Here is a 26,957-nt window from a genome sequence, read left to right on the forward strand (position 1 = left end):
TGCCGCCGGATGGATTCGGGCAAGCCGAACGCACCCGGTGATGTCAGCCAGTCTTCGGGCCTGCGGGGTCCTGTCGCGCGGGGGATGGTCCCCCGCCTCCAAGACAGGAGCCAAACAGATGTCCCGCAAAGATGCTCACGCCTTCGCCGCCTCCCTCGCCGCCACGCTCATGGTCTCGATCGTCGTCTTCCAGGCAGGGGATGGAACCTTCGGCGCCGTCCCCGCCGATGAAATCGACGGCGACGAGGTCGTGATCGTCTCGGAGTACGATCCCTTCGGGTGAGGCTTTGGCCTCACTTCCCGAGGGCCCGGGCACGGCGCAGGTGCGCCTACGGGCCTATCGACGACCAAGTGATCGGTGATGCCGATCTGAGGAACGCGGGCATCCTCCTATCTCGGGCGTATGCGCGAAACGGGTAAATCAGGCGGCGGTGGAGACGGCTCAGTGGTTCTCAATAAGGCGGGCGATCTCGGCCGCATTGGCCCGGATCCATGCCAGAAGGTCCCGGGTCGCGATGAGGCCCGCCTCGACCTTGTCTCGCTCCTCCTCGAATGGGCGCATCGGATTTACGCCGGGCGTCCTGGCGCGAATGGAGAGGCTTTGCCCCGCGGCTTCCACTTGGTAGGGCGTCCCCCTCAGCAGCGCGCTTGACCGCACCACTTCGACCTGGCTTGCCCGATGTGGGAATTGGACATTTGTGTACTTCCAAGCGACCTGGTTTCCGAATTCGTGCCTCAGCCTCATACCGGGAAGCGCCGGGATGTTCATTCCCTCGAAAATGCGGGTGATCGCCTGAGGCCCATTCGTCGAAGGCCGTACCCTAGCATCGGGCAGGATTGCCGAGGCCAGCTGCTCGTAGGCGATTGCGAAGTCCTTTTTTTCGGCCACGGTGCTCGCGACCCAGCCACTCGACGCCCGTTTCCCGGCCAGGGCCTCTAGGAGCTCGATCCGCACCGACAGCCGCCGTGACAGCTCCCCTTCTTCGAGATCGTCGAGCCGACTCTCCAAGAAGGCGATGATCTCCTCGATCGTCACATCTGCCGCGAACGCGCCGTTGTGTTGTAAGCTTGCCATCTTGCCGGCCGGGGCCACTAGCACGGCGGCTGCCCTCTTGGGCCCCAACTTGCAAAGCTGCGCCTGAACTTCGCTGAGATAGGACTCGGCCTGTCCCGTCTGGAAGTCGTCGGCGATCTTGCTCTCCAGCAGCAAACAGGCCAGCTGTTCGCCGCCGGAGAACCAGCCCAGCTCGACATCGGTTTGCCGGCCGTCGAGGCTGGCGCGGACAGGGCTCTTGCGCAAGCGGATATCGCTGGATCGCGGCGGAAGGAAATCTGTCGTGATGCGGCTCAGAAGCCAGTCGCGAAAGTCATCAGAGGACGAAAGCTCTTCGACCAGAAAGTTGTCCAGGTCCCTCTCCCGGACGCTGTCTCGATATGCATTTTCGTTCAACATACAACCCTACCTTCTCCGCTCGATGAAATGATATTTGCCTGGGCTGGCCATCCTGTTAAACGCCGCGGCATCGCTTGCTAATTTTCCTCGAGCAGCATCCTCCAGCTAGTTAACAAATTGACAGTTTCGGGAGGCTCGCTCTGACGAACACGATGGCTTCCAGGCGCAGAAACCGGTCATCAACTGCGCGCCGCACGGCTGTCGGCAAAGGGCTGAGCGCATCGCCCACACCCTCAACTGATAGCTAGGTCACTTGCGGTGCTACCCGCCTCCAACGCCTCCACGAACCACTGCGGTTTGCGCCCCCGGCCCGACCAGGTGAGCGCCGGGTTCTCAGGGTGTCGGTATTTCGCCGCTGCAGGCGCTCGAGAGGATTTTGTCTCGGTGCCGACAAGTTCGGCCAGGGAGTAGCCGAGATCCCGGGCGAGGGCTTCCACCTTGGCGCGGGCTTCCGCCTTCTGCCGATCTTCAAATGTGGAAATCGCCTTGACGACGTCCCTCTGCATTTTCTTCAGCTCGCCGAGCGACAGTGCCTCGAGATCGTAATCAGCCATTGATGCGGTCGGTGTCCTGAATGTTCCGGTATCGATAGACCGCCGCGGCATGGTCCCGCAACTCCCGTAGGCAAGGGGGGCAGGTGACGATGGTTGGTTGATCTGCAGTCTTTGGCGCCAGTTACGGGTGCTGGGCTTGGGTTCAGGCAGTCCCGATTGGCAGGGTGACAGGGTCTGGCATGGGCTCCCCGCGTACTTCTGGCTTCTGGTCCATCCCTTCGACTGACAATCCCCTAATCCCGTTCGTCCTCCTGCGCGCAACCCCGCGTCAGCCCGGGCCGTGTTGGCCGCCTATGGCGTCCTGCCCGCTCCACCCCGGTCCTTTGGGGGTTTCCGGTGTCCGTGCTGTCCACCGTGCACGCGTCACCCGACGGGCTTTTTCCGGGTCTTGTCGAAGGGACGGTCCCGAAGACAGGAAACACAGGAGCTAATCATGCAGAACATCGTCATCCTCGCCGGCAACATCGGTCAAAAACCCGAAACCCGCACCACCCAGGGCGGTACCAACATCACCAACTTCAGCCTCGCCACCTCTCGCCCCCGCCTCTCGGAAGGTCGCGTCCTGCGCGACGAGAACGGCTACCGTGTCATGGACACCGAATGGCACCGCATCACCTGCTTCAACGGTCTCGGCAAGACGGTCGCGGAGCATTGCGAAAAGGGCATGAAAGTCCTCGTCCACGGCCGCATCCACTACACCAAGTGGATCGACAGCATGGGCAACGACCGCTACGGCTGCGAGATCATCGCCGAGAAGGTCGACTTCCTGAGCCGCCCGAAGTCGGCCGAGAACGAAAACCCCGAGCTGGTCGACCGCGACGACGAGATCCCGTTCTGAGAACGGGGTCTTCCCCTTAGGCCCGGCGGGGAAACCCGCCGGGATTGGCCAATCTTGGCTCAAACCGGTCTGGCGCCTCTACAAATTGACCTCTAGCGACCTGCCGCTGACGCAACTTACAACATTTCCAAGATTGAAAGTTTGCATCGCGGGTTTCCGTAGATCGATGTTCAACAAACTTAGGAGTTCCTCATCTGTGTATATGCCATTAGAGTTATCCACAAAAAGAGGTGGAGCAGGATGGCACAGAAATCTGAAATCGAATGGACGGATGCGACATGGAATCCTGTGACGGGATGCACGAAGGTCGGTCCCGGCTGCGAACATTGCTACGCAGAAAGGTTCGCTGAACGCTGGCGCGGTATTCAAGGACATCCATACGAACAAGGTTTCGACTTGCGCCTATGGCCGTCACGCCTTGGGCAGCTCGCACAGTGGAAGAAGCCGCGAATGATCTTCGTCAACTCGATGAGCGACCTGTTCCACAAGGATATTCCGCGTGAGTTCATCGACCACGTGTTCGATGCGATGGAGGCCGCCGACTGGCATGTCTATCAAGTCCTGACCAAGCGCTCATCACTGATGCGCAACTACGTGCGCCGCCGCTACAACGGTGGGCGAGTGCCGTCGCATATCTGGCTTGGCGTGTCCGTCGAGGATGCCGCACACAAAGGGCGGATTGAACACCTTCGGCAGATCAACTCGGATGCGCGCTTCATCTCATTCGAACCGCTGCTAGGCCCGATTGGCGAGGTCGATCTGACAAGTGTTGCTTGGGCGATTGTCGGCGGCGAAAGTGGGCCCGGCGCTCGTCCGATGGAAGCGGCGTGGGCGACCGAATTGCGCGTTGCCTGTGAGCGATACGAAGTTGCTTTCTTCTTCAAACAGTGGGGCGGTGCGCGGCCGAAATCCGGCGGTCGTCTGCTCGAAGGCGAAGAATGGAACGGGTTCCCGTGGCAAATCGTGCCGAAGGCGATCATGGCCGAATTGCAATAGCGAGAGACACGTATGGAAGCAGATTTAGACTTTTACCGCGACCGCGAACAATCATTCATTAAGCACCAGTTCCTGACGAAATACCTCCAAGCAGCGGCATACAAGACGCTGCAAGGCCATTCTCCTACGTTCAATTTCGTAGATGCCTTTGCCGGACCTTGGCGCATATCTGATGACGCTAAGTATTCAGATGCGTCGTTCGATCAGGCAATCAACACTTTGGAAGCTGTTCGCGCTGATCTAGAAAAGCGCGGCGTCGGTGGACTGAAAATTCGCTTCTGTTTCTGCGAACAGCGTCCAGAAGCGGTTGCGCGCCTTCGGGAGTACGCTGCTTCGAAAGGGCGGTTCGAGATACACGTTTTCGAAGGTGCATTCGAAGACAACCTCAATGCGATCGCCGCCAAACTGACTGACGGTTTCACGTTCACCTTCATTGACCCGACCGGATGGAACATTCGTAACGAAGAGGTGTTCCGCTTCCTGCGTGAACAGAATGGCGAGTTCATGCTGAATTTCATGTCGGACCACATCAACCGACATGCTGAATATCACGAGGTTGAGGCGTCCTTCGGGCGGTTCCTAGCGGACGCGGCATGGGCTGATGAGTTCGCGCACCTACCCGCCGGCTGGAGCAACGAGCAGAAGATGCTGTACCTGATGAAGGCCGCGATGCGCTCGAACAAAGTGGCATCATATCTACCCGATTTCTCGATCATGGTGCCGAGGCGCGAGCGAGTGAAGATGCGTCTAATACTCGGTACGCAGAGCCCGTCCGGGTTGGAAGTATTCCGCGACGTTCAAGAGAAGGTCGAGAAGCAGGAACTAGTGATGCGTCACAACCTCCGCGAAGGTGACAGCCCGCAAGTCAGCTTGTTCTCTTCTGCCGACATCGCAGCGATCCAGCAGGAACAGAAAGGCGTCGGGTGCAAAGCGAATAGAAAACGGGCTGAGGAGATAATCGTGAGTTTCCTGAAAGGCCGAATGCGGGCATTTCCTGGCCCGATGTTCAATCAGGCGATGGAGGAAGTTCCAATTCGCCGCAAGCATCTGAACAGTGTCCTTTTGGATATGCGGGAGCGGGGCGTCATCAATTTCGAACTTCCGCCGAGAAAGCGAGTTCCCCAGCCGGATACCGCGATCTTCTTGGTCTGAGAGACCTAAAGCCACGAATAGCGGCTCGCGCCAAGCGCAAGCTGGCCTTCGCATGTTCATCAGACGCCCACCCTCTTCCCAAACCGATTTAGAGTGAGAGAAAGGCTGGTTGCTTTCGCGACAGGTTAAAGGCTGGGAGAGTGGCTTCCGGCGCCTGTCACGGAGGAATACCGATGGGTGTTGTGGAAGTTCTGGATCCGGTCGCACCGGCGCGGGCGGGTGGCTGGAAAGTGGATGTGAGCCGGGGTGAGCGGAACGGGCGGGTGTCGTCCGAATGGTTCAACCGGCCGGATGACGAGCGGTATCTGTCGCTCGATGATCTCTGGGCCAATGTGAAAGGCCGGTCGGAGCGCAGCCGTAGCCGCGTGGTGCAGACGGCGGATATCCGGGTCGAGGCCGCTCGCGACAATCCCGAGCGGTTGCACCTGATGTTGCCGAAGGCGCAAGAACCGGTCGCGCCCACGCATTGGGCCTTCGGCCAGCTTGCCAGCATCGTCGGCGCGCCGGCCTCCTACCTGCGGCAGCTGCCTGCGCCGCTGGCGGGCATCAACCTGCAATATGGTCTGACCAACCACCGCGCCGAACAGGTCAAAACCTTCGAGACCGAAGACGGCCGCACCGAACTGCGCGCCGTGACGGGTCCCGACTATGGCCGCATCCACGATTTCGAACTGGTCGAGGCGGTGCAGCGCATTGCGGGCAATGGCACCGGCGACACGCGCTGGAAGGTGCCGGGCGTGCTGGACTGGTCGACAGGAGTCTACAACACCGATGTCGAAATCAGCCGCGACACGACCACGCTCTATGCCTCGGATCGCGATGTCTTCCTGTTCCTGGTCGATGATCGCAACCCGATCGAGGCGGGCAAGCTGCCGGACGGCTCCCCCGATCTCTACTTTCGGGGCTTCTACTGCTGGAACTCGGAGGTGGGAGCCAAGACCCTTGGCATGGCGAGCTTCTACCTGCGGGCCGTGTGCCAGAACAGGAATCTGTGGGGCGTCGAGGATTTCCGGGAGATTCGCATCCGGCATTCGAAATACGCCGCCTCGCGCTTTGCCCATGAAGCGGCCCCGGCGCTGACGCGCTTCGCCAATTCCTCGCCGCAGGGCTTCGTGAACGGCATCAAGGCCGCGCGGCAGCAGATCGTGGCACGGACCGACGAGGATCGCGCGGATTTCCTGCGCAAGCGGGGCTTCTCGAAGGCGGAGTCCGGCAAGATCATCGAGAAAGTGCTGATGGAAGAAGGCCGCCCGCCCGAGAGTATCTTCGACTTCGTGCAGGGCATCACGCGGCTTGCGCGCGACAAGACACAGCAGGATGCGCGCCTCGACATGGAAGGGCGCGCCAAAAAGCTGCTCGACCGGGTCGGCTGATAGAGCGCTCAAGCAGCGATCGCCCGACACCGAGGCGGTCGCTGTAGCCTTTTTCTCAACATGCACGCCGTTGGCTTTGCCCCGAAAGGGCAGGGGGCGTCGGTGTGCGGATTTCAGCGAGACACCCATGACTCCCCAAGAAGAAACTATCGTCCTCGAGGCCCGTGACATCCTCGGCCGCTACCTCAGCCAGAACCCGGTCATCGGCAGTTGGCAGGCGCTGATGGACTATTGCGCGCTTTATGCCGAGGCTAAGATTATGCCGATGTTCGTTTTTTAGATCGTTGTTTCTGGCGGAGATCGCTGGGAAGGAGTTGGCATAATCAGAGAGCCTCGAGGAAGGCGAGGAGATTGTCAGTTGGCCGGAAGCGGCCGGGCTTCATGGTGATCGGGGCTGTCCTTTCGAGGGCTCTTTCCTTGATCTGCAGATCCGCGTGCAGGTAGATCTGGGTCGTTTCGATCTGTTCGTGGCCGAGCCAGAGTGCGATCACCGAGGTGTCGATCCCGGCGCGCAAGAGGCGCATGGCGGCAGAATGGCGCAGCACATGCATGGAGACGCGCTTTTTTGCCATTGTTGGACATTTGACCTGTGCTTCCGCAACGTATTTGGCCAGCCTGCGCTCAAGCGCATCGCGGCTAAGGGCGCGTCCGGTCTGCGTCGGGAACAGCGGGTCCCTAGGATGACCTGACCGCTCGGCAAGCCACGCCCTCAGGATCGCGATGGTGCCAGATGTGAGCGGCGTGATACGCTGCTTGCGCCCTTTTCCGGTGCAACTGACATGCGCACCTGCTCCGAGTTGGACATCTGCACGGGTCAGCCCGATCAGTTCAGACGCCCGCAGTCCTGTCTGGGCTGCGAGACTGAACAGCGCCGTGTCGCGCCGCCCGGTCCATGTCGCCCGGTCCGGAGCGGCCAGCAATGCATCGATGTCGGCCTCGGTCAACCAGGTCACCAGCCGTCGCTCAAAGCGCTTCGGCGGTATTGCGAGAACGCGTTCGATGGTGGCGGCATGTTCGGGATGGCGCAGGGCTGCATAACGGAACAGGGAACGGATTGCGGCCAGCCGGGCGTTTCGGGTGCGTACCCCATTCTTCCGTTCGCGCTCCAGATGATCGAGGAAGGCACCGATCAGCGGCGCATCAAGATCGTCGATGTCGAGCCTTACCGGTGACTTGCCTTGTCGTTCCGAAGCGAAGACCAGAAGCAAGCGCAGAGTGTCGCGATAGGCTTGGATCGTGTTGGCGCTGACCTGACGCTGGCGGACGAGGCGGTCAGTGAAGAACGCTTGCAGTGTCGTTGCGAGCCCAGTCATGCTTCACCTGCAAGGTGGCGCTCAAGCATGTCACCAGCCAGGCCAAGCAATTCGGGCGCTGCCGACAAGTACCAGTAGGTGTGCTTAGGATCGACATGACCGAGGTAGGTGGCCAGAGTTGCGAGGCCGGAGCCGGGATTACCTGACCGGTACCCCTCGGCGATGGTGCTGACGGCGAAGCTATGCCTTAGATCGTGAATCCGGGGTCGGCAGGTTGCCGAACGTGGAACAATCCCGCAATGATGCAGCAGTTTCTGGAAAGTCGGATGCACGTTACTATAGCGCAGCCGCTTGCCCGTTGAACTACTCAGAAGAACCGGCGCGCCGGAAGGACTCGGACGATCAGCTCGAAGCAGGTAGTTTTGCAAGACAGCGACTGTCGTCGGGTGCAGCGGCAATGCCCGCGCCTTGCCAAATTTGCCCTTCCGGATCGTCACAATGCCGCCGCCCATGTCGAGGTCGTCGCGGTCGAGGCCGATCGCCTCGCCAATCCGCATGCCGGTCACAGCCAGCAAGCCGACCAGCACCCGGTAGGTTGCCTGCACGTGTGTCTTGGGCAGGATATCCGTGGCGCGCATCAAGTCGGCCACCTCCTGCGGTGTGTAGAGATAGGGCGTTGTGCGCCGTCTCCGCGCCGGAAGAAGATCGTCTGGCGGCACTTCGCTCACATCGTCGAGCGTATGCAGGTGCCGGGCGAAGATGCGCACATCGGCCAGTCGCGCGTGGGTCCAGATCGGATCAGCGCCAGGAGGAAGCGTTGCCCAGGCCAGCGCCGTCACGGTCCGGACATGGGTCTCGCCATGATCCTCTGCGAAGGCAATAAACTGGCGGAGACGTCGCTCGACCTGGTCCATCTTGTAGTCCAAGGCGCGCCGCATGCTCAGATAGTCGGCCAGAACTTTGCGCAGATGGCTCATTGCGCATCCTCCGGCCAGGGGCGTGCTATCACGCGCAGGGTATCGTGGTCGACCTTGGCATATATCGCCGTGGTTTGCGCACGGCGATGACGCAAGACTTGCCCGACTTCCGGCAAAGATGCGCCAGCACGCAGCAGTTGCGTCGCCGCGGTATGGCGCAGGCGATGCGCGTGCACCCGCCCGACGCCTGCCCGTAGCGCGGCATCCGCCACGATGGTACTGACCCGAGACGCGCTGAGCGCGTTATAAGGTGCGAAGTGTCGGACGAATGCGGTCCGGCCCCGCGCCTTCGCTGGTCGTGCGTGACGTAGATACTGAGCCAGATAGTGGCCTACGTCCACGGGAAGGGGTAGTCGTTCAAGACAGTTTCCTTTGCCATGCACGCAGATCGTGCCCGCACGCCAGTCAATATCGTCAAGCCCTAGTCTGGAGACCTCGCACCTCCGCAGGCCGAGCCGAACAAGAAGGGTCAGGATCGCCAAGTCGCGGACGCCATTGTCCGAGGTGATATCGCAAGATGTGAGAATGCGCCGCACCTCATCGGGTTCGAGCCCCTTGGGCAGTCCGGCCTGGTGTCGATATGTGACCGTCGGTACTGCCGGGACAAGCGAGCGCCTCAAAACACCCTCGAGATGGAGAAACCCGAAGAAAGATCGCAGCGCCGTGACGGTCAGCTTCGCGACACAGGAATTCACGGAGGGACACCAAGCCACCACGAAGGAGGTGACATCAGAAGAGGTCAGGCTGGCAAGATCGAGATTGCCATCTCTCGTCTGACGATCAAGGAACGGACGCAGGCAATCGACATATCGAAGGATCGCCGCAGCTGTCAGCCCGCGTTCTACTGCCAGGAACCGCGTGTACCGCTCCAGGATTTCACCAGCGGGGCCGTCTTCAACGGGGCTTTCGGCGGGTGGTACCAGCCCCAACCCACGCAGATAGACCAAAATGGCACCCAGTGCTTTGCGCGTCTTCAGCTTGCGGACACCGCCAGCACGGCGGTCGGCCATGAACAGGTCTACTTTGGCCACCGTCAAATCGGACATCGCGAGCTGTTTGCCCTCCAACCAAATGAGGAGGTCATTGAATAGCCTGCGTTGCTTCCAGATCGTGCCGACCCCGTAGCCCTGCCTCTGCAAATCCTCTTCGAGGCCATTGGAAAGGGCCGTGACCGGGTTCGCACTCCGTTTCTTTTTCGGTTCAATCACCATGATATCTCCTCGTTTCGTCGTGAACGAGAAGACGCTACCAGTTTCAGTCCCGAGGATTATGCCAACTACGATGCAAAGGCTTCGAGGGAATATAAGCACTTAGAGTGCCTATATCGGCATAATCTTGGCCTCGGCATAAAGCGCATTATGCCGAAGTCTGCATAATGCGCTCACCGTCCGAGGCCCCATCGAGCGATTCCATGTCCTCTATCTCGACCGCAAGAACCGCATCATCGCCGATGAGCTTTTGTCGACCGGCACGGTCGATCATGTCCCGGTCTGTCCGCGCGAGGTGATCAAGCGGGCGCTGCTGCTGAACGCCAGCGCCCTGATCCTGATCCACAACCACCCGTCGGGTGATCCCACGCCGTCCGAGGCTGATCTCAGCATGACCAAGGAGATCCAGAAGGGCTGCAAGTATCTCGGCCTGACGCTGCATGACCACATCATCGTGGGTGCCGGAACGGAGCTGAGCCTGCGGGCCCTCGGCAAGCTCTGATGGTGCCAGCAGACCTGCCGTCGCCCCTTCGAGTAAGAGGGCGGCGGTTTGGTCTTTGACGGATGAGGCGGGGAGAGTGGCTTTCCGCTCCGTTGGAGACATTGCCATGTTTGACCTTCCCCTGCCGAACCAGTCGGGCCCGCGTCCGATGGGCCCCGTTCCAAATGGCCCGACTGTCGCTCCTGATCCCAGCTTGCCTTTCGCGCTGACGCGGATGCACAGGACGCCTGCAGCCCTGATGTCGGGCACCGCTGCCCCCGTGGTCGTTGAGCGTTTTGCGACCTTGGCTGATGCCATGCAGGGGGCGTTTGAGCTTGCCGAGGACAACGGCTCCGATGCAGCGCCGCAGCTTCTGGCAATCCTTGATTGCGACCAGCGCCTGGTTCTTGCCGGGGCCGCCAGTCATGGCGCTGTGGCTTGGTGCCAGCCTGTCGCCAATGCTCTTGAGGCGCGGGCCGTCGTGACCGAGGCGGTTCAGCTGCGCGCCCAGGCTGGCCGTGCCATTGATTGGCGCGAGCCTGAGTTGGCGCAGCGGCTGCGTCACCGTGCCGATCTGCTGGATGCCCGCCTTGTCGACCCGCTCTGGCGCGCTTTTGCCGCCCGCGCGCTGCAGAACGCGGCGTGACGCCCGAGAGACAGAGGAGGGATGGGAAGGGTTTGAGCCTTCGGGGGGCAGAAGAGTGCGCCACCCGGGGGGTCTGACCTGTCCTCACCGAAAGGAGTTATCCATGACCCAGACTGAACCCACTCTGGCCGCCCCGCTGCGACCATCCACCGTCGATTTCGGGGCGATCCTTGCCGCGCATGCCGAACGCGCCGCCCGGACCCTCGCCATGCGCCCGGGCAACAAAGATCGTCTCTTCGATGGCCTCATGGCCGCCGGCATCACCCATGTCACCGTGACCTTCGACGGTTCCGGTGACAGCGGCCAGATCGAAAGCATCGGCGCCTGGGCGGGCGAGACGGCTGTCGATTTCCCCGCGACCGAAATCCCCTATGCCGCGCTGACGTGGGATGATCCCGAGGTCGAGATGCGCAGCCTGTCACTGGAGGATGTTGTCGAGCAGCTCACCTACGACTTCCTGTCTGACACACATGGCGGTTGGGAAAACAACGACGGCGCGTGGGGTGAGTTTTGCTTCGACGCGTCCGCACGCTGCATCCATCTCGAGTTCAACGAGCGCTTCACCTCGTCCGAACTCTACACGCACGATTTCTGAGGGGGCAGCAATGGCACATCCCTATCACCATGCCCTGTCTTCAGTGAAGAAATGGGGCGGCACGGTCGACGATTTCATCGCGGTGCATGCTTGGTTCGACCTGAGCAAGGAGATCACCGCCGACTTCCGTCACCGGGCGCTGCGCCACCATGCCGAGGGCATATTCATGGCCGAGACGATCTTCGGTCCGACCCTCACCCTCTCGACCGGGCGCATTATCCCGACCCGCTGGGTCGGCGAGCAACATGTGAAGGAAGACCTCGGCTTCATCCCGAGCTTTGCTGACTGGGTGAAGGCCGTCCGGCCCGAGCCCTGGATGGGTCGGACCGCGCGGATCGAGGCACTGGTCGATCCGCATCTCGCCTCGCCCGTGGTTGAGGTCACGTGACATGACCGATCCCACTTATCTACGTCTTGCCTTGCCGCCGACCGCTTCGCCACTGGCAGTGGTTCGCGCGGCGGTCCGGGCGCTTCACCCCGACACGCGCGCCGTTCGCGGCTTCCGGGGCGCGCGCAAGCGCTTCTACCGGCAGATGCTTTGCGCGCATGCCGCGCGACAGGCGGGGGGCGACGAGCCCGCCGGCTGATCGCCCCCAACCACCCCTTCATTCCAACACAACGCCCGGCCGCCCGGCCGGGTTTTTCCCATTCAGGAGGTCCCCATGGCGGATTACTTCACCCAATTCTCGTGCCTGCTCGACGTCGGCACGCCCGACAAGGCCGCCCGCGCGCTCGCGCTGTTCCAAGAACTGCGCGAAGCTGATCAGGACGCTGACGACCCGGAGGTCGCTGGCTTCGATCTCGTGCGCCAGGATGCTCCCGAGGGCAGCACCCTCTGGATCCATGACGACGACCACGGCGATGTCGAAGCCGTCATCCGCTTCGTCTTGCGCCTCGCCGCAGACCTCGACCTCACCGGCCTTTGGGGGTTCCAGTATGCTCTGACCTGCTCCCGGCCACGGCTCGACGCCATTGGTGGCGGCGCGCATGCCATCGATCTCGGCGCTCGTAAATCCATCGGCTGGTCCAGTACGCAAGAATGGTTGGTCGCGGCGCTGAACGGGGAGGACGTCGATGCCTGAGGTCATCTGCACAACAGTCTACCAGTTCCCTGAACTCTCCGACGTCGCCAAGGAAAAGGCGCGCAGCTGGTATCGTGAGCTCGGGCCCCACGACGACTGGTGGGACGCGGTCTATGAGGATTTCGAGCGCATCTGCGATATTCTCGGCGTCCGGCTCAAAACAACCCCCGTCCGCCTGATGGGCGGCGGGACACGCACCAAGCCCTGCATCTGGTTTTCAGGGTTCTGGAGCCAAGGGGATGGGGCCTGTTTTGAAGCATACCTCAGCCACACCAAGGGCGCGGCCGCGCGCATCCGGGACTATGCGCCCCAGGATGCGACGCTGCATGGCATTGCCGACCGGCTGCAGGCCATCCAGCGGCGGAACTTCTACCAGCTTGCCGCCGAGGTCAGCCATCGGGGCCGCTACTACCACGAATACGCCATGTCCGTGGACGTCACCCGTGATAGCCCGACCTGGCAGCCGCCCACCGAGGACGCGGAGGAGATCGTGACCGAGGCGCTGCGCGACCTTGCCCGCTGGCTCTACCGCCAGCTTCAGGCTGAATACGACCACCTTACCTCGGACGAGTCCGTTGAGGACGGCATCATTGCCAATGAATACACCTTCACCGCAGGGGGGCGGCGGTTCGGATGACACATGGGAGGGCTCAACCCATCTCTTGCAGAATATCCAGAATGTATGTATATTCTGCACAAATGGAGACCCAGATCGTGCATGATCTTCCCGAGTTCAAGGCGGCCGACCTGACGCGGCACACCAGTGACCTGTTCGACGCGGCCATTCGGTCGCCGATTGCGATCACCAAGCACCGCAAGCCGAAATTCGTGCTGATGAGCATGGACCAGTACCAGCAGCTCACCCGGGGGGCCACGCAACAGGCTCACATGGTTGACGAGATGCCAGAGGATCTCAAGGCGCTGATGATAGAGGGGCTCGAGCGGGACTTGACGCAGGCGGATGACTAAGCCGAGTGCGGGAGAGGTTTTCCGCTACCCGTTCCTATGGAAACGCGAGCAGATGGCGGGCGAGACTGAGGGCCGCAAGACGCGGCCTGTCTGTATCGCCGTCACTGTCGCCAAGTCCGATAGCGAGACTGTGGTGTTCATCCTGCCGATCACCACGCAGCCGCCCTTGCCCTCGCGCAAATTTATCGAGTTGCCACAGATCGAGTCGCAGCGCGTGGGGTTAGAGACCCATGTCCGCAAATGGGTCATGCTGGACGAGATCAACACGGATATTCTGGAGCGGTCCTATGTCTGGGAGGACCGCACGCCCATCGGCACGTTCAGTTCCGTCTTCACATCCAAAATCCAATCCAGCCTCATCGCGCTTGCCAGGTCGGGCGGGGCATCCGTTGTCGATCGGCTGAAGTAATCTCGGTCACCGCAGGATCAGACCAGCTTCATTTGTTCCCATCAATCCACGTCGACATCAGCCCTTTGTCGCGGAAACACTCATCCGGGACGGCGCGGCGTTTGATCCGGGCGAGGCGCTCGGCGAAGGCGACCTGTTTGGACGAGGGCAGGCTGTCCAGCGCTGTCGCGGGTGTGAGCTTGGCTTGTGCGTCGATCCACGCGCTCAGCGACCGCCGATCTTGCTGAACCTCCCACGGCAGAAGCGTCTGGTTGCGCAGGGCCAGCGCGCGCGCATAGGCGATCTGCTTGGGCGTCGCGGGCAGGGCGTAAGTGGTGCTTTCCATCGGGGATCTCCCTTCATAGCTTGGTTTTAAAATAGAACATAACAGGAACAAAAGCAAGCCGCCTGCGGAAATCATGGGGTTTGAGAGGGAGAGGAGGGCCGGGGAAGGTCAGGCCTGAGGGTGCCCGAAAGAGGGTGTCCGGGCCTGATCCTGTTCCTCATTCCGGAGTTTCCCGATGACCCATCTCGCCCATTTTGCGACCGAGCGCGCGCTTGCGCCTGTTTCCCCCATCCCGTCCCTCGATACGGCCGCTGCGATCTTGAGCGTGGCCGAAGCGCTGCAGCCCGATCTGGCGCAGGGTTTCCAGATCGACGCGCTTCGCCTGCGCGTTGAGATGGAGCGCGTCTTTGGCGGCTCTGATGCGACCGGCGCCTGGGACTGGAAGCTGGCCTATGAAGCGGGCGAGGCAGCGCTGGTCCTGTTCCTGCGGAAGTTCGGCCGTGCGCTCCTGGCCCGGGCGGGCTCGCCCGCGGCGCTGCTGCCGATCCTCGTCAAGGTGGCGGGCCTTTTGCCGACCCATACGCGGCGGTCTGAAGAGATGGAGCGGTTCCAGCAATTCTCGACACCGCTGCCCATGGGGCTGGCGGCACTGGCTGCAGCACAGATCACCGCGCGCGATCTGGTGCTGGAGCCATCGGCTGGGACGGGCCTTCTGGCGGTCCTCGCAGAAATCGCGGGCGGCAGCCTCGCGTTGAACGAGTTGGCCGACACCCGCGCCGATCTTCTCCGCCGCCTGTTTCCGGGGCGGCCTGTCACAGGCTTTGACGCGGCGCAGATCGACGATCATCTCGACGCGGGCGTCCGCCCGAGCGTCGTCGTGATGAACCCGCCATTCTCGGCGGTGGCCAATGTCGACGCCCGCACCACCGAGGCGACAGCCCGGCATCTGCGCTCGGCGCTTGCGCGTCTGGCCCCCGGCGGACGGTTGGTCGCCATCACCGGCGCCGGGTTCGCGCCGGATGCCCCCGCCTGGGCCGAGACCTTCGCTCGCCTGACCGAGTCCGCGCATCTGGTCTTCACCGGCGCTGTGTCTGGTGCTGCCTTCGCCAAACACGGCACCAGCTTCGAGACGCGGATTTCGGTCTTCGACAAATGTCGTGGTGGCGAGGCGGGCGGCATCACCGCCGATCTGGCGCGCCCGATTTCGCCTGATGTCGCCAGCCTGCTGTCGCTGATTATCGCCCACGTCCCCCCGCGCCTTGTGCTGGCGCAGGTCGCACCAGCAGGGCAGGGCCTCACTTCCCCCTTCCCGGGAAATCCTGCCCGCACCACGCGCACAGGCATCAGCTCGTGGCGCGCCACGCCTGCAACAGCCCCCACCAACACCGCTGCGCCGACTGCCGCCGCCGACCTCGCTTACAGCCTGCGCGATGTAACCGAGGATGATACCAGCGCGCGCCTGTCGGATGCCATTTATGAGACCTTCCGGCTGCAGGCTATCGACATTCCCGGAGCGGAACCGCACCCGACCAAGCTTGTGCAATCTGCGGCCATGGCTTCGGTCGCTCCTCCGAAACCCAGCTACCGGCCCAAGCTTCCAGCCGCCATCCTGCGCGATGGCCTTCTGTCCGACGCGCAGCTTGAGACCGTGATCTACGCGGGCGAGGCGCACGGCGCGTATCTCGCGGGGTCTTGGACTGTCGATGAAACCGGCGACATGGTCTCGGCCGCGCCGGACGATGCCGCGGACGCCGTCCGTTTCCGCCGCGGCTTCTTCCTTGGCGACGGCACTGGGGCGGGCAAGGGCCGCCAGTCGGCCGGGATTGTGCTCGACAACTGGGCTCAGGGTCGGCGCAAGGCGCTCTGGATATCGAAGAGCGACAAGCTTCTCGAGGACGCTCAGCGCGACTGGTCTGCCCTTGGCCAGGAGCGGCTGCTGGTCACGCCGCTGTCGCGTTTTGCACAAGGCCGCGACATCCCGCTGAGCGAGGGCATTCTGTTCACTACCTATGCGACGCTGCGCTCCGAAGAACGGGGCGCCAAAAAGTCCCGCGTCGACCAAATCGTCGACTGGCTCGGGGCTGATTTCGACGGGGTGATCCTTTTTGACGAAAGCCATGCCATGGCCAACGCCGCAGGGTCCAAGGGCGAGCGCGGCGATGTAACGGCCTCGCAGCAGGGCAGGGCCGGCCTGCGTCTGCAGCACAAGCTGCCCAATGCCCGCGTGGTCTATGTTTCGGCCACCGGCGCAACCTCGGTGCACAACCTCGCCTATGCGCAGCGCCTCGGGCTCTGGGGTGGCGAGGACTTTCCGTTTTCGACGCGGGCGGAATTTGTGCAAGCTATCGAAGCTGGCGGCGTTGCCGCGATGGAGGTGCTGGCCCGCGATCTGCGGTCGCTTGGCCTCTACACGGCGCGCTCGCTGTCCTATGACGGCGTCGAATACGAGATGCTGGAACATGCGCTGACGCCGGAGCAGCGCGGGATCTATGATGCATATGCGCTCGCCTTCGGAGTCATACATCGGAACCTGTCCGCGGCGCTGGAAGCGGCCAACATTACTGGCGAATCCGGCGGTACGCTGAACCGCCAGGCCAAGTCCGCCGCCCGCTCAGCCTTCGAGTCCGCCAAGCAGCGCTTCTTCGGCCATCTGCTGACCTCGATGAAAACTCCCACGCTGATCGCCGCCATCGACGCCGATCTCGCCGCAGGCCACGCGGCCGTCATCCAGATTGTCTCGACGGGCGAGGCGCTGATGGAGCGCCGCCTGTCGGACATCCCCACGGACGAGTGGAACGATGTGCGGGTGGACATCACGCCAAGAGAGGCTTGCCTGGATTATCTGCAGCATTCCTTTCCGGTGCAGCTCTACGAGCCCTTCACCGATAGCGAAGGCAACCTCTCCTCGCGGCCTGTCACGCGCGACGGCCAGCCGGTGGAATGTCGCGAAGCTGCGCGCAGGCGCGATGCGCTGATCGAGCATCTGGCAAGCCTGCCGCCTGTGCCCGGCGCGCTTGACCAGATCGTCCAGCGCTTCGGCACCGATCTCGTGGCCGAGGTCACGGGACGCTCGCGGCGCATTGTGAGGAAGGGCGAGGGTGCTGCCGCCCGCCTGGTCGTGGAAAGCCGGGCGGGCTCTGCCAACCTCGCGGAAACCGCCGCCTTCATGGATGACCAGAAGCGCATCCTGATCTTCTCGGATGCCGGCGGCACGGGGCGCAGCTATCACGCCGATCTCGGGGCGAAGAACCAGCGCCTGCGGGTCCACTACCTCCTGGAACCGGGCTGGAAGGCCGATGCGGCCATTCAGGGACTGGGCCGCACCAACCGCACCAACCAGGCGCAACCACCGCTGTTCCGGCCCGTGGCCACCGATGTGAAGGCGGAGAAGCGGTTCCTCTCCACCATCGCGCGCCGCCTCGACACGCTGGGTGCCATCACGCGCGGCCAGCGTCAAACCGGCGGGCAGGGGCTGTTCCGGCCCGAGGACAATCTGGAATCTCCCTATGCCCGCGACGCTCTGCGCCAGCTTTACCGCCGCATCTATCGCGGCGATGTGGCGGGTTGCTCGCTGATGGCGTTTGAGGACGCGACAGGCCTCAGCCTGACCGATGACAACGGTCTGAAGGACGACCTGCCCCCGATCACGACCTTCCTCAATCGCCTGCTGGCGCTCACAATCGACATGCAGGCTGTGCTCTTCGCGGCCTTCGAGGAACTCCTCGACCAACGGATCGAGGGTGCTATCGCCGCCGGGGTCTACGACCTCGGGCTCGAGACGCTGCGCGCCGAAAGCTTTCGCGTCACGGATGCGCGGGTGATCTACACCCATCCCGGCTCCGGCGCGGAAACCCAGCTCCTGAGCATCGCGGAAAAGCGGCGTAATGCTCCGACCGCGCTCGCGGATGCGCTTGACTGGCTCGACGACCCAAAGACACGCCTGCTGGTCAACAGCCGCTCGGGCCGGTCTGCCGTGCAGGCGCCCGCCACCAGCCTAATGATGGACGACGGCACTATCGAGCCGCGCCTCAGGCTGATCCGGCCGACCGAGGCGAGCACGGTTCCGGCCAAGATCATGGACGACACCCATTGGCTCGAAGCCGACCGCGCGGCCTTCACTGAAGCCTGGACGGCAGAACTGGCTGAAGTGCCGGAGTTCTCGGAAACCACCCTGCATATCGTGGCGGGCCTCTTGCTGCCGATCTGGAAGCAGCTCCCCCAAGATGAAACCCGCGTCTACCGGCTGCAGACCGATGACGGTCAGCGCATCATCGGTCGCCGCGTTTCGCCGTCGTGGGTCGCGACCACACTTGCCGCCGATGCGCCGAAGCTCACGGCGGCGCAGGTCCATGCCCTTGTTCTGGAGGGCAAGACGGTCGTGCGCTTGGCCGAGGGGATGGAGTTGCACCGGTCCCGCGTCATGGGGGTGAACCGGATAGAACTGTCGGGCTTTTTGGGTGCCGCCAAGGACCGGCTCAAGGCAGATGGGTTCTTCTCGGAGATCATCGCCTGGAAGCTGCGGCTCTTCTGCCCAGCAGACCCCAGCGGCATCGCAGTGCTTGATCGTATACTTGCACGTTGTCCCGTGACAGGACTACATGCGCGCGGAGGGTGTTGAGCCATGTATTCCGAAACTGAAGATGTGATCCGCGCTCTGGCGGAGAACGCTGAGAGCGTGTGTCGCGCCTACCTTCCCGCCGGACGGCGGGAAGGGTCTTACTGGATCGTCGGCGATCTGCAGAACAATCCCGGCCGGTCGCTCTTCGTGCGGCTGACCGGGCTTGCGTCCGGGCCGGGCGCGGCCGGCAAGTTCACCGACGGCGCCACGGGCGAACATGGCGATCTTCTCGACATCATCCGCGAGAGGACCGGGATTTCGCGCTTTCCCGATCTTCTGGCTGAAGCCCGGGCGCATCTGGGCCGTCCGCAGCCGGTCCTCCCGGATGCGCCAATGCCGAAGAAGGCCAAGACCCCCGGCGGCACGCCAGCGGCGGCGGCGCGCTTGTTTGCAGCCTCCATGCCGGTCGCAGGCACGCTTGCCGACACCTACCTCCGCGCCCGTGGCCTGACCCAAGGCGGGGAGATGAGCGCCCTTCGCTTCCACCCGAAATGCTGGCATCGGGATGAGGGTCAGACCCAGAGCATCCCCAGACCAGCGCTGATTGCGGCGGTCACCGATGGGGCAGGGGCCTTGCAGGGCGTGCATCGTACCTGGCTGGCGCCTGACGGACAGGGAAAGGCAGCTGTCGAGACGCAGAGGCGTGCCATGGGTCACCTCCTAGGCAATGCCGTCAGGCTGATCCCGCATGATGACATCCTCGTCGTCGGCGAGGGCATCGAGACCATGCTGTCACTGGTCGAAGCTGTGCCCGACCTTCCCGTCTGGGCGGCGCTCTCATCAGGTCACCTCGGGGCGGTCCTGCTGCCGGAGAGGCTGCAACGCCTCTACATCGCCATCGACCGCGATCCGGCGGGGCGCAGCGCGGCAGAGAGGTTGAGCGCCAGAGCCCTTGATGCCGGGATTGTCGTACGGGTGCTGGAACCACGGCTCGGGGATTTCAACGACGATCTCCGGACGAGCGGCAAGGATGCGCTGCGCCAGCATCTGGCAGGGCAGATCGGGCCAGAGGATCGGCATCGCCTGTCCGGCTGACTTGCATCGCGCAAGGGGCGGTCCGGGAGTGCGGGGCAGGGGTCATGTATCCCTGTCGCGGGTGTTGATCATCCCCTTTGCCTCTTTCGGGGTAAATCTCATCCACCCGACACCCGCACGGCCTTCAAGAGATGGGCAGGCGGCCGTCAAAGGGTCCGCCCCCTCAAGGGCGGCAGGCAAGCTATTTCTGCCGCGGGGGACGAGCCCCCGCTTTGCATCGCGAAACAAATAGCTTGCCTGCCGCCCTCCTCCACATGCGTTCCGGCCCCGAAGGCGGGGTGAGGGGGCGTCCCCAGTGACAGCTTTCGCAGCCCATGAAGGCCGCGCGGGTTGTCGCGCGGATGAGACAGGCCCGGAGGCAAGAAACAGATGACGATCCACACTCACGACGACACGTATGAACCCGCCCACACCGCATCCCAGACCGCCCATGCGCTCGACGAGCTGCAGCTTTATGGCTACCGCCCCTTTGATGAGCCCGATCCGCGCCCGATGCCCGATGGGCAGCGCCTCGCGGTCGCAGTCGCCGACATCTTCGATGCCCTCGTCGCGACCCTGGAAGACACCCGCATGGAACCCGACCTCGAAGAGGTGCTCTGGGGCCAGGTCAACCTCTTCCACCGTGCCACGGCGAGGGTTGAGCGGTCGCTCGATGAGAACGAGCAGGCGCAGCGCCGCCTCCAGCGCGAGCAGGATGGCTCCGAGGTGAAATCCACCGAACTCGAGCGCCTGACGGCCGAAGGCCTGACCCTGATCGAACGGCGCAACTGCATGGACATGATGCGCGATCATGCAGCCACCGAGTTCGTCCATCACACGGGATCCACCTGGCGCCCCCGCACCGGCTCGATGGTGAACCGCCAGCACATGACCGCCGCCCTGATCGACAGCCGCGACTTCCTGGCCGCCAAGCGCCGCGCGGAAACCGAGGTGATGCTGCCCGCAGGCCCCAAGGTCGCCCTCACTGGCGGGACCGACTTCAACGATCACCGCCTGATCTGGGGCAAGCTCGATCAGGTCCGGACCAAATATCCCGACATGGTTCTTCTGCACGGTGGCAGCCCGAAGGGCGCAGAACTCATTGCCGCCAAATGGGCCGAGGCTCGGGGCGTGACGCAGGTCGCCTTCAAACCCGACTGGACCAAGCACGCCAAGGCTGCCCCCTTCAAGCGCAACGACGCCATGCTGGAGGTGCTGCCGGTGGGTGTTCTCGTCTTCCCGGGCACCGGCATCCAGGAGAACCTCGCCGACAAGGCCAAGAAGCTGGGCATCCCGGTCATGAAGTTCGAGAAGGGGGCGTGAGCCCCCTTTTCCCCTCGCGGGGAAATCGAGGTGGAAGAGCAGGCTTCCACCTGATATTTTGGAAGAAAGCCTGCTGGATCACGATATGTCTCACTCTGTCGCTCAACTTGAGGTGTTCCCGACCGACCTGCAGATGCGGCGGATCGATCCAGCATGCAACATGCGGCGGTTTTACCGCATGAGCATTCAGCCCGATCTCTTTGGGGGCGCCAGCTTGGTGCGCGAATGGGGCCGCATTGGCGCGCGCGGGCAGATGATGATTGAGCAGCATCCAGATGAAGGGCGCGCTGTCACCGCGCTGATGAAACTTGCCGCGATAAAGAAGCGGCGGGGTTATGCATGATGCGCGGCCGCGGTTCGAAAAGCGGGCAGACATAGGAAAACGAGGGGGAGATGGCACTCGACACTGACAAGATCGATGATGCGGCTCTCGCGATCCTTAGCCTGACGCTGCATTACGGCGATCAGGTCTGGAAGGGAGTCGATTGGGCCATCACCAACCGGCTTTTCGAGAACGGCCTGATTTTTGATCCCAAAAACAAGGCGAAATCGCTGAGCCTGACCCCAGAATGGGTCGCGCATGCGCGGGAGATTCTCGCGCGGGATTTCAGCAAGGCTGAGTGACGGGCGGCTTTGCGGGACCTTCCAGTCGTTCGCTGCGCGCCGCACGAATGACCTGCTTGCGCGGAAGCGGATGTCTGAGTGGCAGAATCAGGTGATCGCATGGTAGGCGCAAGTGTCTTATCTCGCCTCCCGAAGGCGCTTCTTCAATTCCATCAATTCAAAGCATGGCGGGTTTTCAATCCCATCCGGCACCAGGATGTTGTCGTCACTGCGAAGTGCCATGCCGTCTTGATCGTGAACGCCAACCTCCCACGCCTCCCGGACATAGAGCATTCGCTTCAAAATCGAAAGGTCAGTGAAAAACTGCGGTTCACCCTCAGGCCCAAGAACCGCAGGTGCCAGAATGAAACACTGCTTCTCCTCGAAGTCAGATAGAAACGTATCCAGGTTGTTGCTGTTTGGCGGGGTCATGGTTAGCATCCGCGAGGCTTGCATAAACTTCTTGCTTGGGTCCAGACCATCCTTTTTGGGGTCGAAATTCTTGGAGATCGACGCGCGGTAATGTGACGGATGCTGCGCATCAACCCCTCTCAGGAGCGCAATCCGAATAGCATCCTCCTTATCCCGCGACCCGAATTTATCTCGCCATCCGGAAAATATTGAACATGCCGTTTGTTCATCACGAAATATCAGCGCAAGCATGGGAGGATATGCAGGGCCATAACCCGCAAACATTATTCCGTTCCATCCGGCCCTATCCCAGAGATGCAAGTTAATGATGGACTCGACGACGCAACCCCGATGACTTTGAACAATCTTCTCCGGGTCCGTAAATCCCTCGTCCTCTCCCCTACGCTCATCAAGAAACGCTCCCCTTATCACAGTTGGCGCATCACTCTTAAGCTGGTACTCCCTCTCGGAAAGGAACTGCAGCCCCGCGATAGTTGATGCGTGCGTACCGAAAAGCCGATGATTGCCAATGCAAGCATTGCTGAAGCTGATACTGCGCTGGATAACAAACTCGTCTACGAGCTGCGACATGAACCCGTTGTCCTTGTCAGGATTCACCACAGCAATTGCGTCGATAACCCGGGCGCAAAAGTCTATAAGATGATCGCAAAGCGTCTGATGGTGGGCAACATCTCTGACATCCAGTTCGACAGGCCACTTGACCGTCAGCATCATTGAGCCCGGATCAAAAATAATGTCAGGTTCACCGAGGTCTTCGCATATCTCTACCGACACAGACAATTCTGAGGCGTGGGCGAGCATACCCGTCTCAATAGATGTTGCCAGGAAGCCTTCGAGCGCGCCGATATGGGCCTCGCACAGCAAGTGCCCGAACACCGACGCGTCCGCAGTGAATTTCACCTTTACACCCAGGAGGATCACTGAGGCCTCAAACTCGCGGTTCTGGTACATTAGAAGGCGCTTGGGAAGGTCTCGGGCCGCCGGCTGCACAGCGGCCAGCTCTGCAAGTTCTTTGAGTTCATCTATCGAGCCCTCTTCAGGGATCGAGCCATCCTGCTCCAGGCTTTCGGCATGGCCCAGCAAGAGTATCAACGCCATGCGGGCCGAGAACAAACGCAGCTTCTCAAGCATGTCGGGCACAGTGGACAGCGCCCGGAGATCGTCTGCTTCCAGGTTGACGATCTGACACATCAGAAGGCGGTCAAACTCAAGCAGCTTGTTCCGGAGGCCTTCGCGGCCCTCATCGGACAAGGGCAGAACTTCATGCAGGCTGTTCAGCCAGAGGATCACATTCAGCGCATCGACAAACCGTCCGAGCTGTATGGATATCATGGCGAAGAGGCTTGCGGATGGAACAAGCTCCGGCCTGGGGCCGTCAGTGCCATCTGACAAAATGACCATTCTGACCAGCGCTGATAGCGACGTCGCGCGCGCTGCCCACAGAAGGCCTGCGCCGCGATAGGCAACAGAAAGACAATAGAGCGTTTCGAACTGCTCTTCCGCGTATTCCTCCTTCATGAAATAAATCGACGCTTTGCCAAGCCAGCGAATGGCCTCTATTGGCTCTTCGGCTTCGAGCCGCTGCTCGCCTCTTCGAAAGAGGATTTTTCCGGCTTTTCCTTCTTTGGCCCTTTCGCCCATAAACTCAGCTAGCTTAAGCACCAGAGCATCGAATGCATCGCTGGCAGGAGCAAAGGGCTGTAGCGCATCGATCACTTGATCGATCATCTCAGCAGGAAATTCTCCAAGTCCATGTGCTTGATCAATAACATCGGAAAGGCCGTTCCAGACTGCATCCAGGCTTTCTACATCTGTCTTGACGGATGCAGACGATAGCTCCAGCAGGTGGCCAAGCGCCTTTCCATAAAGCGCATTGTTTGGCCGGGACGCGTCTGCGCTAATCTCCTGAACCTTGACTCGCAGACGTTCGCCGCGCGCCTCAATCTCAAGTTCCTCAGCACCTTCCCAACCCTGCATAACCCGCGCAGTCAGAACCGTGTACAGGTTGGACAACTTGGATATGTCGTCCGCGTGGTTCTCCTCAAACGCAAGCGCTTCAATCTCCTCGTATGATTCATTGATGGCGTCAATTTCATCGAACCACCACAGATCGGTCCAGGCGCCCTCATAGATGGCCTGCATTTTCTGCCGCCTAGTTCCGTGCTTCTTTGCCAGTTTTATTGCCCGGTCAAATCGACCGACTGTTTCGATCCGCGGCCTTTCCAGCATTCTCGACAACTGCGCAGCTTCCAGAGCGTCCACGACCCGCTGCGTGATTTCTCCGCCGTTTTGTCCTCCCTTGGCGATCCGTTCTTCGAGTGCGTCTAGAGTCTTCCTCCGTTCAAAATCGCGCGGCCCGACCACCATTTTGGACTCGTCATACTGACCAGCCTTCAGATATTCATATGCAAGGTCTTTGTGATCATGCTCAAAAACCCGGTCAATAATCCATGATCTGTCATGAATCGTGACGGGAACATTGAACTTTTTGACGAGTTCGTCCTCGACCCGCAGGCGATCCTTGGATCGCGCCGCGCGGCTGGTGACGAATATAATTCTGTCGTAAGAACGACCTGTATCAACAATGCCCTGGACGTCGCTCCGAACTTTCGGCGCCCATTTTTCCTTCGCGCTGAAAGCAAATCCCCACCTTTCCGCACCTGAGCCTGGCAGTCCCTGAAACCAGCGGTCTGATATCTCGGGCGCAACGGAGTAAGTCTCCGTATCTACTTTTCCGTCGCCGCCGCCCTCCGGCCCGGTCTGAGGACGGAGGTTCGGGCAAATCTCTCTCTCGCACAGCTTGCGCGCAAAAATCTCAAAGTCCTGGTGCTGATTCCGCTGAGTTAAGCTTTCCAAATGATGGCTCAGCTCGGATTTTGCCAATATGTATACGCCCTCAGTTTTGCTGTCCGAGAATAGATAGGGTCTGTTGTGCCTCATGATTTCAGAGGGCCGGGGAAAATTGTTCATATCGAATTCCAAGCGGCCATAAACGCAAGCCAGTGGTACGTAGTGGTTGGGCAAGGTCTCTCGTTTATGGTATGATATGTGCCGTGCAAGCGCTAGATGTTGTTGCCCATATGACCTGAAAGTGGATTCGGTAGGCCTCCTGAACAACGCCAGCCATGGGGTTTACGTGTGTGTGGTGGGCGCACCCTTCGGGCTGGGCTGTTGGGAACGGAGCCTGAGCAGTTCCCATGCTGATCGTCGCGACACTCTCTTCGCCCGAAGGCTTCAGGTCATTCAAGTTGGAAAGCGGTTCCTGATGTTGGACGGTCAAGAATGCTGCGACTGGCGACGAACGGCAGGTTCAGAGATACCGCAATGCGGCGCGAGGCGGCTCGATGAACGACCGCTTCTCTAATTGGGTGTTTGGGTCAAGCTCGTTTTCCTTTATTCTTTTGGGTCATTGTCACTCATCCGGGTCACGCTTCTCTTCGCAGTCTGGTTGATGCCGTGATGGCACCGCTGCACGCATATGTCGGATCGGCAGTGGATAGCCTTGCTTTGAGACGCGCTTCACGTTGCGCAGCAGCCATTTTCGGCTTCGTCCACAGACCTCGTCCGGTGAGGGACGACCCCGCTAGGATTTGGTGGTCGGCGTTTTAGATCATGCCTTGCCTCCCACCTGATCCTGACGGAATTCCGTGCCATCAATCCACATCCGATGCAGTAAGACGGCGATTTTGCGTGCAACAGCAACAACGGCGCGACGACGACCCTTGGTGCGCATCAAGCGCATGCCCCAGGACTTGATCTGCGACCCAGCCATCGTGCGCATCAGCAACGCATTCGCGGCCGCGTACAGCGTCGCACGGACATCTCGGTCGCCTGCTTTAGAGATGCGACCGGGATTGTCGTGTTCTCCCGACTGATAGCGTTGTGGGGTCAGGCCAAAATGCGCGCCAACCGTCCGAGACCGTTTGAAGCGTGCCGGATCGTCAACCGCAGCTTTGAAGGTTAGCGATGCAATCGGCCCAACACCTGGGACCGTCATCATCCGCATGCAAACCTCGTCATGGCTGGCCGCGCGTTTGACCCGCCGATCCAGCTCCAGATAGTGCTGGTAGAGAACCACGCGGGCATCCAAGAGCGGGACCAAGGCATGCGCCAGAACGTCATCAATCTCGATGAGCGGCCGGACGACGCCGTCAAAGCTCCCGTGTTTCACCGTCATTGGAAGGCGAATGCCAAAGATCTTCAACAGGCCACGAACTTCGTTGGCGAGATCCATCGTCTTCTTGAGCAGTGCCTTGCGTGTACTCAGCAAAGCACGGACCCCGTGTGCCTCTCGGCTTTTCATATGAACTGGGCTGAACCAACCAGTGCGTAGAACTTGAGCGATGCCACGCGCGTCATTCTTGTCTGTCTTGTTACGCATTGCCGACAGCGCCGCATTGACCTGACGTGCTTCCATACACACGACGTCAAAACCTTCTGCCTTCAATCCAAAGAACAGATGTTGGCTCAGCGTGCCTGCTTCAAAGCCGATCCGTTCAATCGGATGGGGAAACGCTCCGAGGCACTCAGCGATCTCGCCAACTTCACATGGCAGCTCTCGCTCAAGCAACACCGTTCCCTTGCCATCAACAATGCAAAGCGCACAGGATCGTAGCGATACGTCTATTCCAGCAAAATATTCCATTTCTCATCTCCCTTGTTCACAGTCATCCTGTGATCCTATCGGGAGCTCGACCTCAGAACAGAGGGTAGCCC

At 61.3% G+C, this 26,957-nt stretch carries 27 protein-coding genes and 1 pseudogene; 20 read left to right on the plus strand and 8 right to left on the minus strand.

Going from position 1 to position 26,957, the window contains the following annotated elements; genetic code table 11:
• The first annotated feature begins 118 nt into the window (after window positions 1-118).
• Window positions 119-283, plus strand: a complete 165-nt coding sequence (locus tag ATI53_RS23220) for a hypothetical protein (protein WP_007803240.1) — start codon at window positions 119-121, stop codon at window positions 281-283.
• A gap of 159 nt (window positions 284-442) precedes the next feature.
• Here ATI53_RS23220 and ATI53_RS06950 read toward each other — a convergent pair whose 3' ends face one another.
• Both ATI53_RS06950 and ATI53_RS06955 read right to left on the minus strand, forming a co-directional pair.
• Window positions 443-1,453 (minus strand): hypothetical protein, encoded by a 1,011-nt coding sequence (locus ATI53_RS06950; RefSeq protein WP_111550032.1) that lies wholly within the window; start codon window positions 1,451-1,453, stop codon window positions 443-445.
• Window positions 1,454-1,686: 233 nt separating this feature from the next.
• Window positions 1,687-2,007, minus strand: a complete 321-nt coding sequence (locus ATI53_RS06955) for an H-NS histone family protein (protein WP_111550033.1) — start codon at window positions 2,005-2,007, stop codon at window positions 1,687-1,689.
• Window positions 2,008-2,440: 433 nt separating this feature from the next.
• On the opposite strand from ATI53_RS06955, the gene ATI53_RS06960 reads away from it, so the two are divergent.
• The 5 genes from ATI53_RS06960 to ATI53_RS06980 all read left to right on the plus strand — a co-directional run bounded on the left by ATI53_RS06960 (window position 2,441) and on the right by ATI53_RS06980 (window position 6,646).
• Window positions 2,441-2,845: a single-stranded DNA-binding protein gene (locus tag ATI53_RS06960; protein ID WP_111550034.1), complete on the plus strand. Its 405-nt coding sequence runs from the start codon at window positions 2,441-2,443 to the stop codon at window positions 2,843-2,845.
• A gap of 240 nt (window positions 2,846-3,085) precedes the next feature.
• Window positions 3,086-3,841, plus strand: a complete 756-nt coding sequence (locus ATI53_RS06965; RefSeq protein WP_111550035.1) for a DUF5131 family protein — start codon at window positions 3,086-3,088, stop codon at window positions 3,839-3,841.
• Between the two features lie 12 nt (window positions 3,842-3,853).
• The gene (gene tcmP / locus ATI53_RS06970; protein ID WP_111550036.1) at window positions 3,854-4,993 is read left to right on the plus strand and encodes a three-Cys-motif partner protein TcmP; all 1,140 of its coding nucleotides are present in this window, start codon (window positions 3,854-3,856) and stop codon (window positions 4,991-4,993) included.
• A 173-nt stretch (window positions 4,994-5,166) separates the two neighbouring features.
• Window positions 5,167-6,366, plus strand: a complete 1,200-nt coding sequence (locus ATI53_RS06975; protein WP_111550037.1) for a DUF932 domain-containing protein — start codon at window positions 5,167-5,169, stop codon at window positions 6,364-6,366.
• Between the two features lie 127 nt (window positions 6,367-6,493).
• A complete protein-coding gene (locus tag ATI53_RS06980) occupies window positions 6,494-6,646 on the plus strand; it encodes a hypothetical protein (RefSeq protein ID WP_240778552.1) in 153 nt (50 codons plus the stop codon).
• Between the two features lie 43 nt (window positions 6,647-6,689).
• Here the strand turns inward: ATI53_RS06980 and ATI53_RS06985 are convergent, their stop codons facing one another.
• From ATI53_RS06985 to ATI53_RS06995, 3 genes are read right to left on the minus strand one after another with little or no spacing between them, the layout of a single operon-like run.
• Complete coding sequence (locus ATI53_RS06985) at window positions 6,690-7,679, minus strand: tyrosine-type recombinase/integrase (RefSeq protein ID WP_111550038.1); 990 nt, start codon at window positions 7,677-7,679, stop codon at window positions 6,690-6,692.
• Window positions 7,676-8,596 (minus strand): tyrosine-type recombinase/integrase, encoded by a 921-nt coding sequence (locus ATI53_RS06990; protein WP_111550039.1) that lies wholly within the window; start codon window positions 8,594-8,596, stop codon window positions 7,676-7,678. The genes ATI53_RS06985 and ATI53_RS06990 overlap by 4 nt, the downstream gene beginning before the upstream one ends.
• On the minus strand, window positions 8,593-9,807 hold the full coding sequence (locus ATI53_RS06995; protein ID WP_111550040.1) for a tyrosine-type recombinase/integrase: 1,215 nt from the start codon (window positions 9,805-9,807) through the stop codon (window positions 8,593-8,595). Before ATI53_RS06995 ends, ATI53_RS06990 begins: the two co-directional genes overlap by 4 nt.
• Window positions 9,808-9,973: 166 nt before the next feature.
• On the opposite strand from ATI53_RS06995, the pseudogene ATI53_RS07000 reads away from it, so the two are divergent.
• From ATI53_RS07000 to ATI53_RS07040, 9 genes and pseudogenes are all read left to right on the plus strand, one after another.
• Window positions 9,974-10,306 (plus strand): annotated as a pseudogene (locus ATI53_RS07000) (JAB domain-containing protein); the annotation flags it as partial.
• Between the two features lie 106 nt (window positions 10,307-10,412).
• On the plus strand, window positions 10,413-10,931 hold the full coding sequence (locus ATI53_RS07005; protein WP_111550041.1) for a DNA repair protein RadC: 519 nt from the start codon (window positions 10,413-10,415) through the stop codon (window positions 10,929-10,931).
• Between the two features lie 103 nt (window positions 10,932-11,034).
• Window positions 11,035-11,526 carry a DUF6878 family protein gene (locus tag ATI53_RS07010; RefSeq protein WP_111550042.1) on the plus strand — a complete coding sequence of 164 codons (492 nt, stop codon included), beginning with the start codon at window positions 11,035-11,037 and terminating at the stop codon, window positions 11,524-11,526.
• Window positions 11,527-11,536: 10 nt separating this feature from the next.
• A complete protein-coding gene (locus tag ATI53_RS07015) occupies window positions 11,537-11,914 on the plus strand; it encodes a DUF6915 family protein (protein ID WP_111550043.1) in 378 nt (125 codons plus the stop codon).
• Between the two features lies 1 nt (window position 11,915).
• Entirely contained in the window at window positions 11,916-12,113 is a 198-nt protein-coding gene (locus tag ATI53_RS07020) for a hypothetical protein (protein WP_111550044.1), read from the plus strand.
• 75 nt (window positions 12,114-12,188) lie between these two features.
• Window positions 12,189-12,608 carry a hypothetical protein gene (locus ATI53_RS07025; protein WP_111550045.1) on the plus strand — a complete coding sequence of 140 codons (420 nt, stop codon included), beginning with the start codon at window positions 12,189-12,191 and terminating at the stop codon, window positions 12,606-12,608.
• Window positions 12,601-13,245 (plus strand): DUF8835 domain-containing pootine, encoded by a 645-nt coding sequence (locus tag ATI53_RS07030; protein WP_111550046.1) that lies wholly within the window; start codon window positions 12,601-12,603, stop codon window positions 13,243-13,245. The genes ATI53_RS07025 and ATI53_RS07030 overlap by 8 nt, the downstream gene beginning before the upstream one ends.
• 77 nt (window positions 13,246-13,322) lie before the next feature.
• Window positions 13,323-13,577 (plus strand): type II toxin-antitoxin system prevent-host-death family antitoxin, encoded by a 255-nt coding sequence (locus ATI53_RS07035; RefSeq protein WP_240778553.1) that lies wholly within the window; start codon window positions 13,323-13,325, stop codon window positions 13,575-13,577.
• A gap of 52 nt (window positions 13,578-13,629) precedes the next feature.
• Entirely contained in the window at window positions 13,630-13,986 is a 357-nt protein-coding gene (locus ATI53_RS07040; protein WP_111550085.1) for a hypothetical protein, read from the plus strand.
• Between the two features lie 28 nt (window positions 13,987-14,014).
• Here ATI53_RS07040 and ATI53_RS07045 read toward each other — a convergent pair whose 3' ends face one another.
• Window positions 14,015-14,311, minus strand: a complete 297-nt coding sequence (locus ATI53_RS07045) for a hypothetical protein (protein ID WP_111550048.1) — start codon at window positions 14,309-14,311, stop codon at window positions 14,015-14,017.
• A 175-nt stretch (window positions 14,312-14,486) separates the two neighbouring features.
• Here ATI53_RS07045 and ATI53_RS07050 point away from each other — a divergent pair, with 175 nt between their 5' ends.
• From ATI53_RS07050 to ATI53_RS07070, 5 genes are all read left to right on the plus strand, one after another.
• Window positions 14,487-18,869: a bifunctional class I SAM-dependent methyltransferase/DEAD/DEAH box helicase gene (locus ATI53_RS07050; RefSeq protein ID WP_111550049.1), complete on the plus strand. Its 4,383-nt coding sequence runs from the start codon at window positions 14,487-14,489 to the stop codon at window positions 18,867-18,869.
• 3 nt (window positions 18,870-18,872) lie between these two features.
• The gene (locus tag ATI53_RS07055; RefSeq protein ID WP_111550050.1) at window positions 18,873-19,904 is read left to right on the plus strand and encodes a DUF7146 domain-containing protein; all 1,032 of its coding nucleotides are present in this window, start codon (window positions 18,873-18,875) and stop codon (window positions 19,902-19,904) included.
• A 369-nt stretch (window positions 19,905-20,273) separates the two neighbouring features.
• A complete protein-coding gene (locus tag ATI53_RS07060; RefSeq protein ID WP_111550051.1) occupies window positions 20,274-21,206 on the plus strand; it encodes a DUF2493 domain-containing protein in 933 nt (310 codons plus the stop codon).
• Between the two features lie 85 nt (window positions 21,207-21,291).
• Window positions 21,292-21,549, plus strand: coding sequence for a WGR domain-containing protein (locus ATI53_RS07065; RefSeq protein ID WP_067296573.1), 258 nt, complete (start codon window positions 21,292-21,294; stop codon window positions 21,547-21,549).
• A gap of 50 nt (window positions 21,550-21,599) precedes the next feature.
• The gene (locus ATI53_RS07070) at window positions 21,600-21,830 is read left to right on the plus strand and encodes a DUF6429 family protein (protein ID WP_111550052.1); all 231 of its coding nucleotides are present in this window, start codon (window positions 21,600-21,602) and stop codon (window positions 21,828-21,830) included.
• A 117-nt stretch (window positions 21,831-21,947) separates the two neighbouring features.
• Here ATI53_RS07070 and ATI53_RS07075 read toward each other — a convergent pair whose 3' ends face one another.
• Together ATI53_RS07075 and ATI53_RS07080 are read right to left on the minus strand one after the other, a co-directional pair.
• Window positions 21,948-25,211 (minus strand): hypothetical protein, encoded by a 3,264-nt coding sequence (locus tag ATI53_RS07075; RefSeq protein ID WP_146609893.1) that lies wholly within the window; start codon window positions 25,209-25,211, stop codon window positions 21,948-21,950.
• A gap of 640 nt (window positions 25,212-25,851) precedes the next feature.
• Entirely contained in the window at window positions 25,852-26,886 is a 1,035-nt protein-coding gene (locus ATI53_RS07080) for an IS110 family RNA-guided transposase (protein ID WP_111550054.1), read from the minus strand.
• Between the last annotated feature and the right edge of the window lie 71 nt (window positions 26,887-26,957).

The sequence above is a fragment of the Salipiger aestuarii genome (assembly GCF_003259905.1).
GTDB lineage: Bacteria > Pseudomonadota > Alphaproteobacteria > Rhodobacterales > Rhodobacteraceae > Salipiger > Salipiger aestuarii.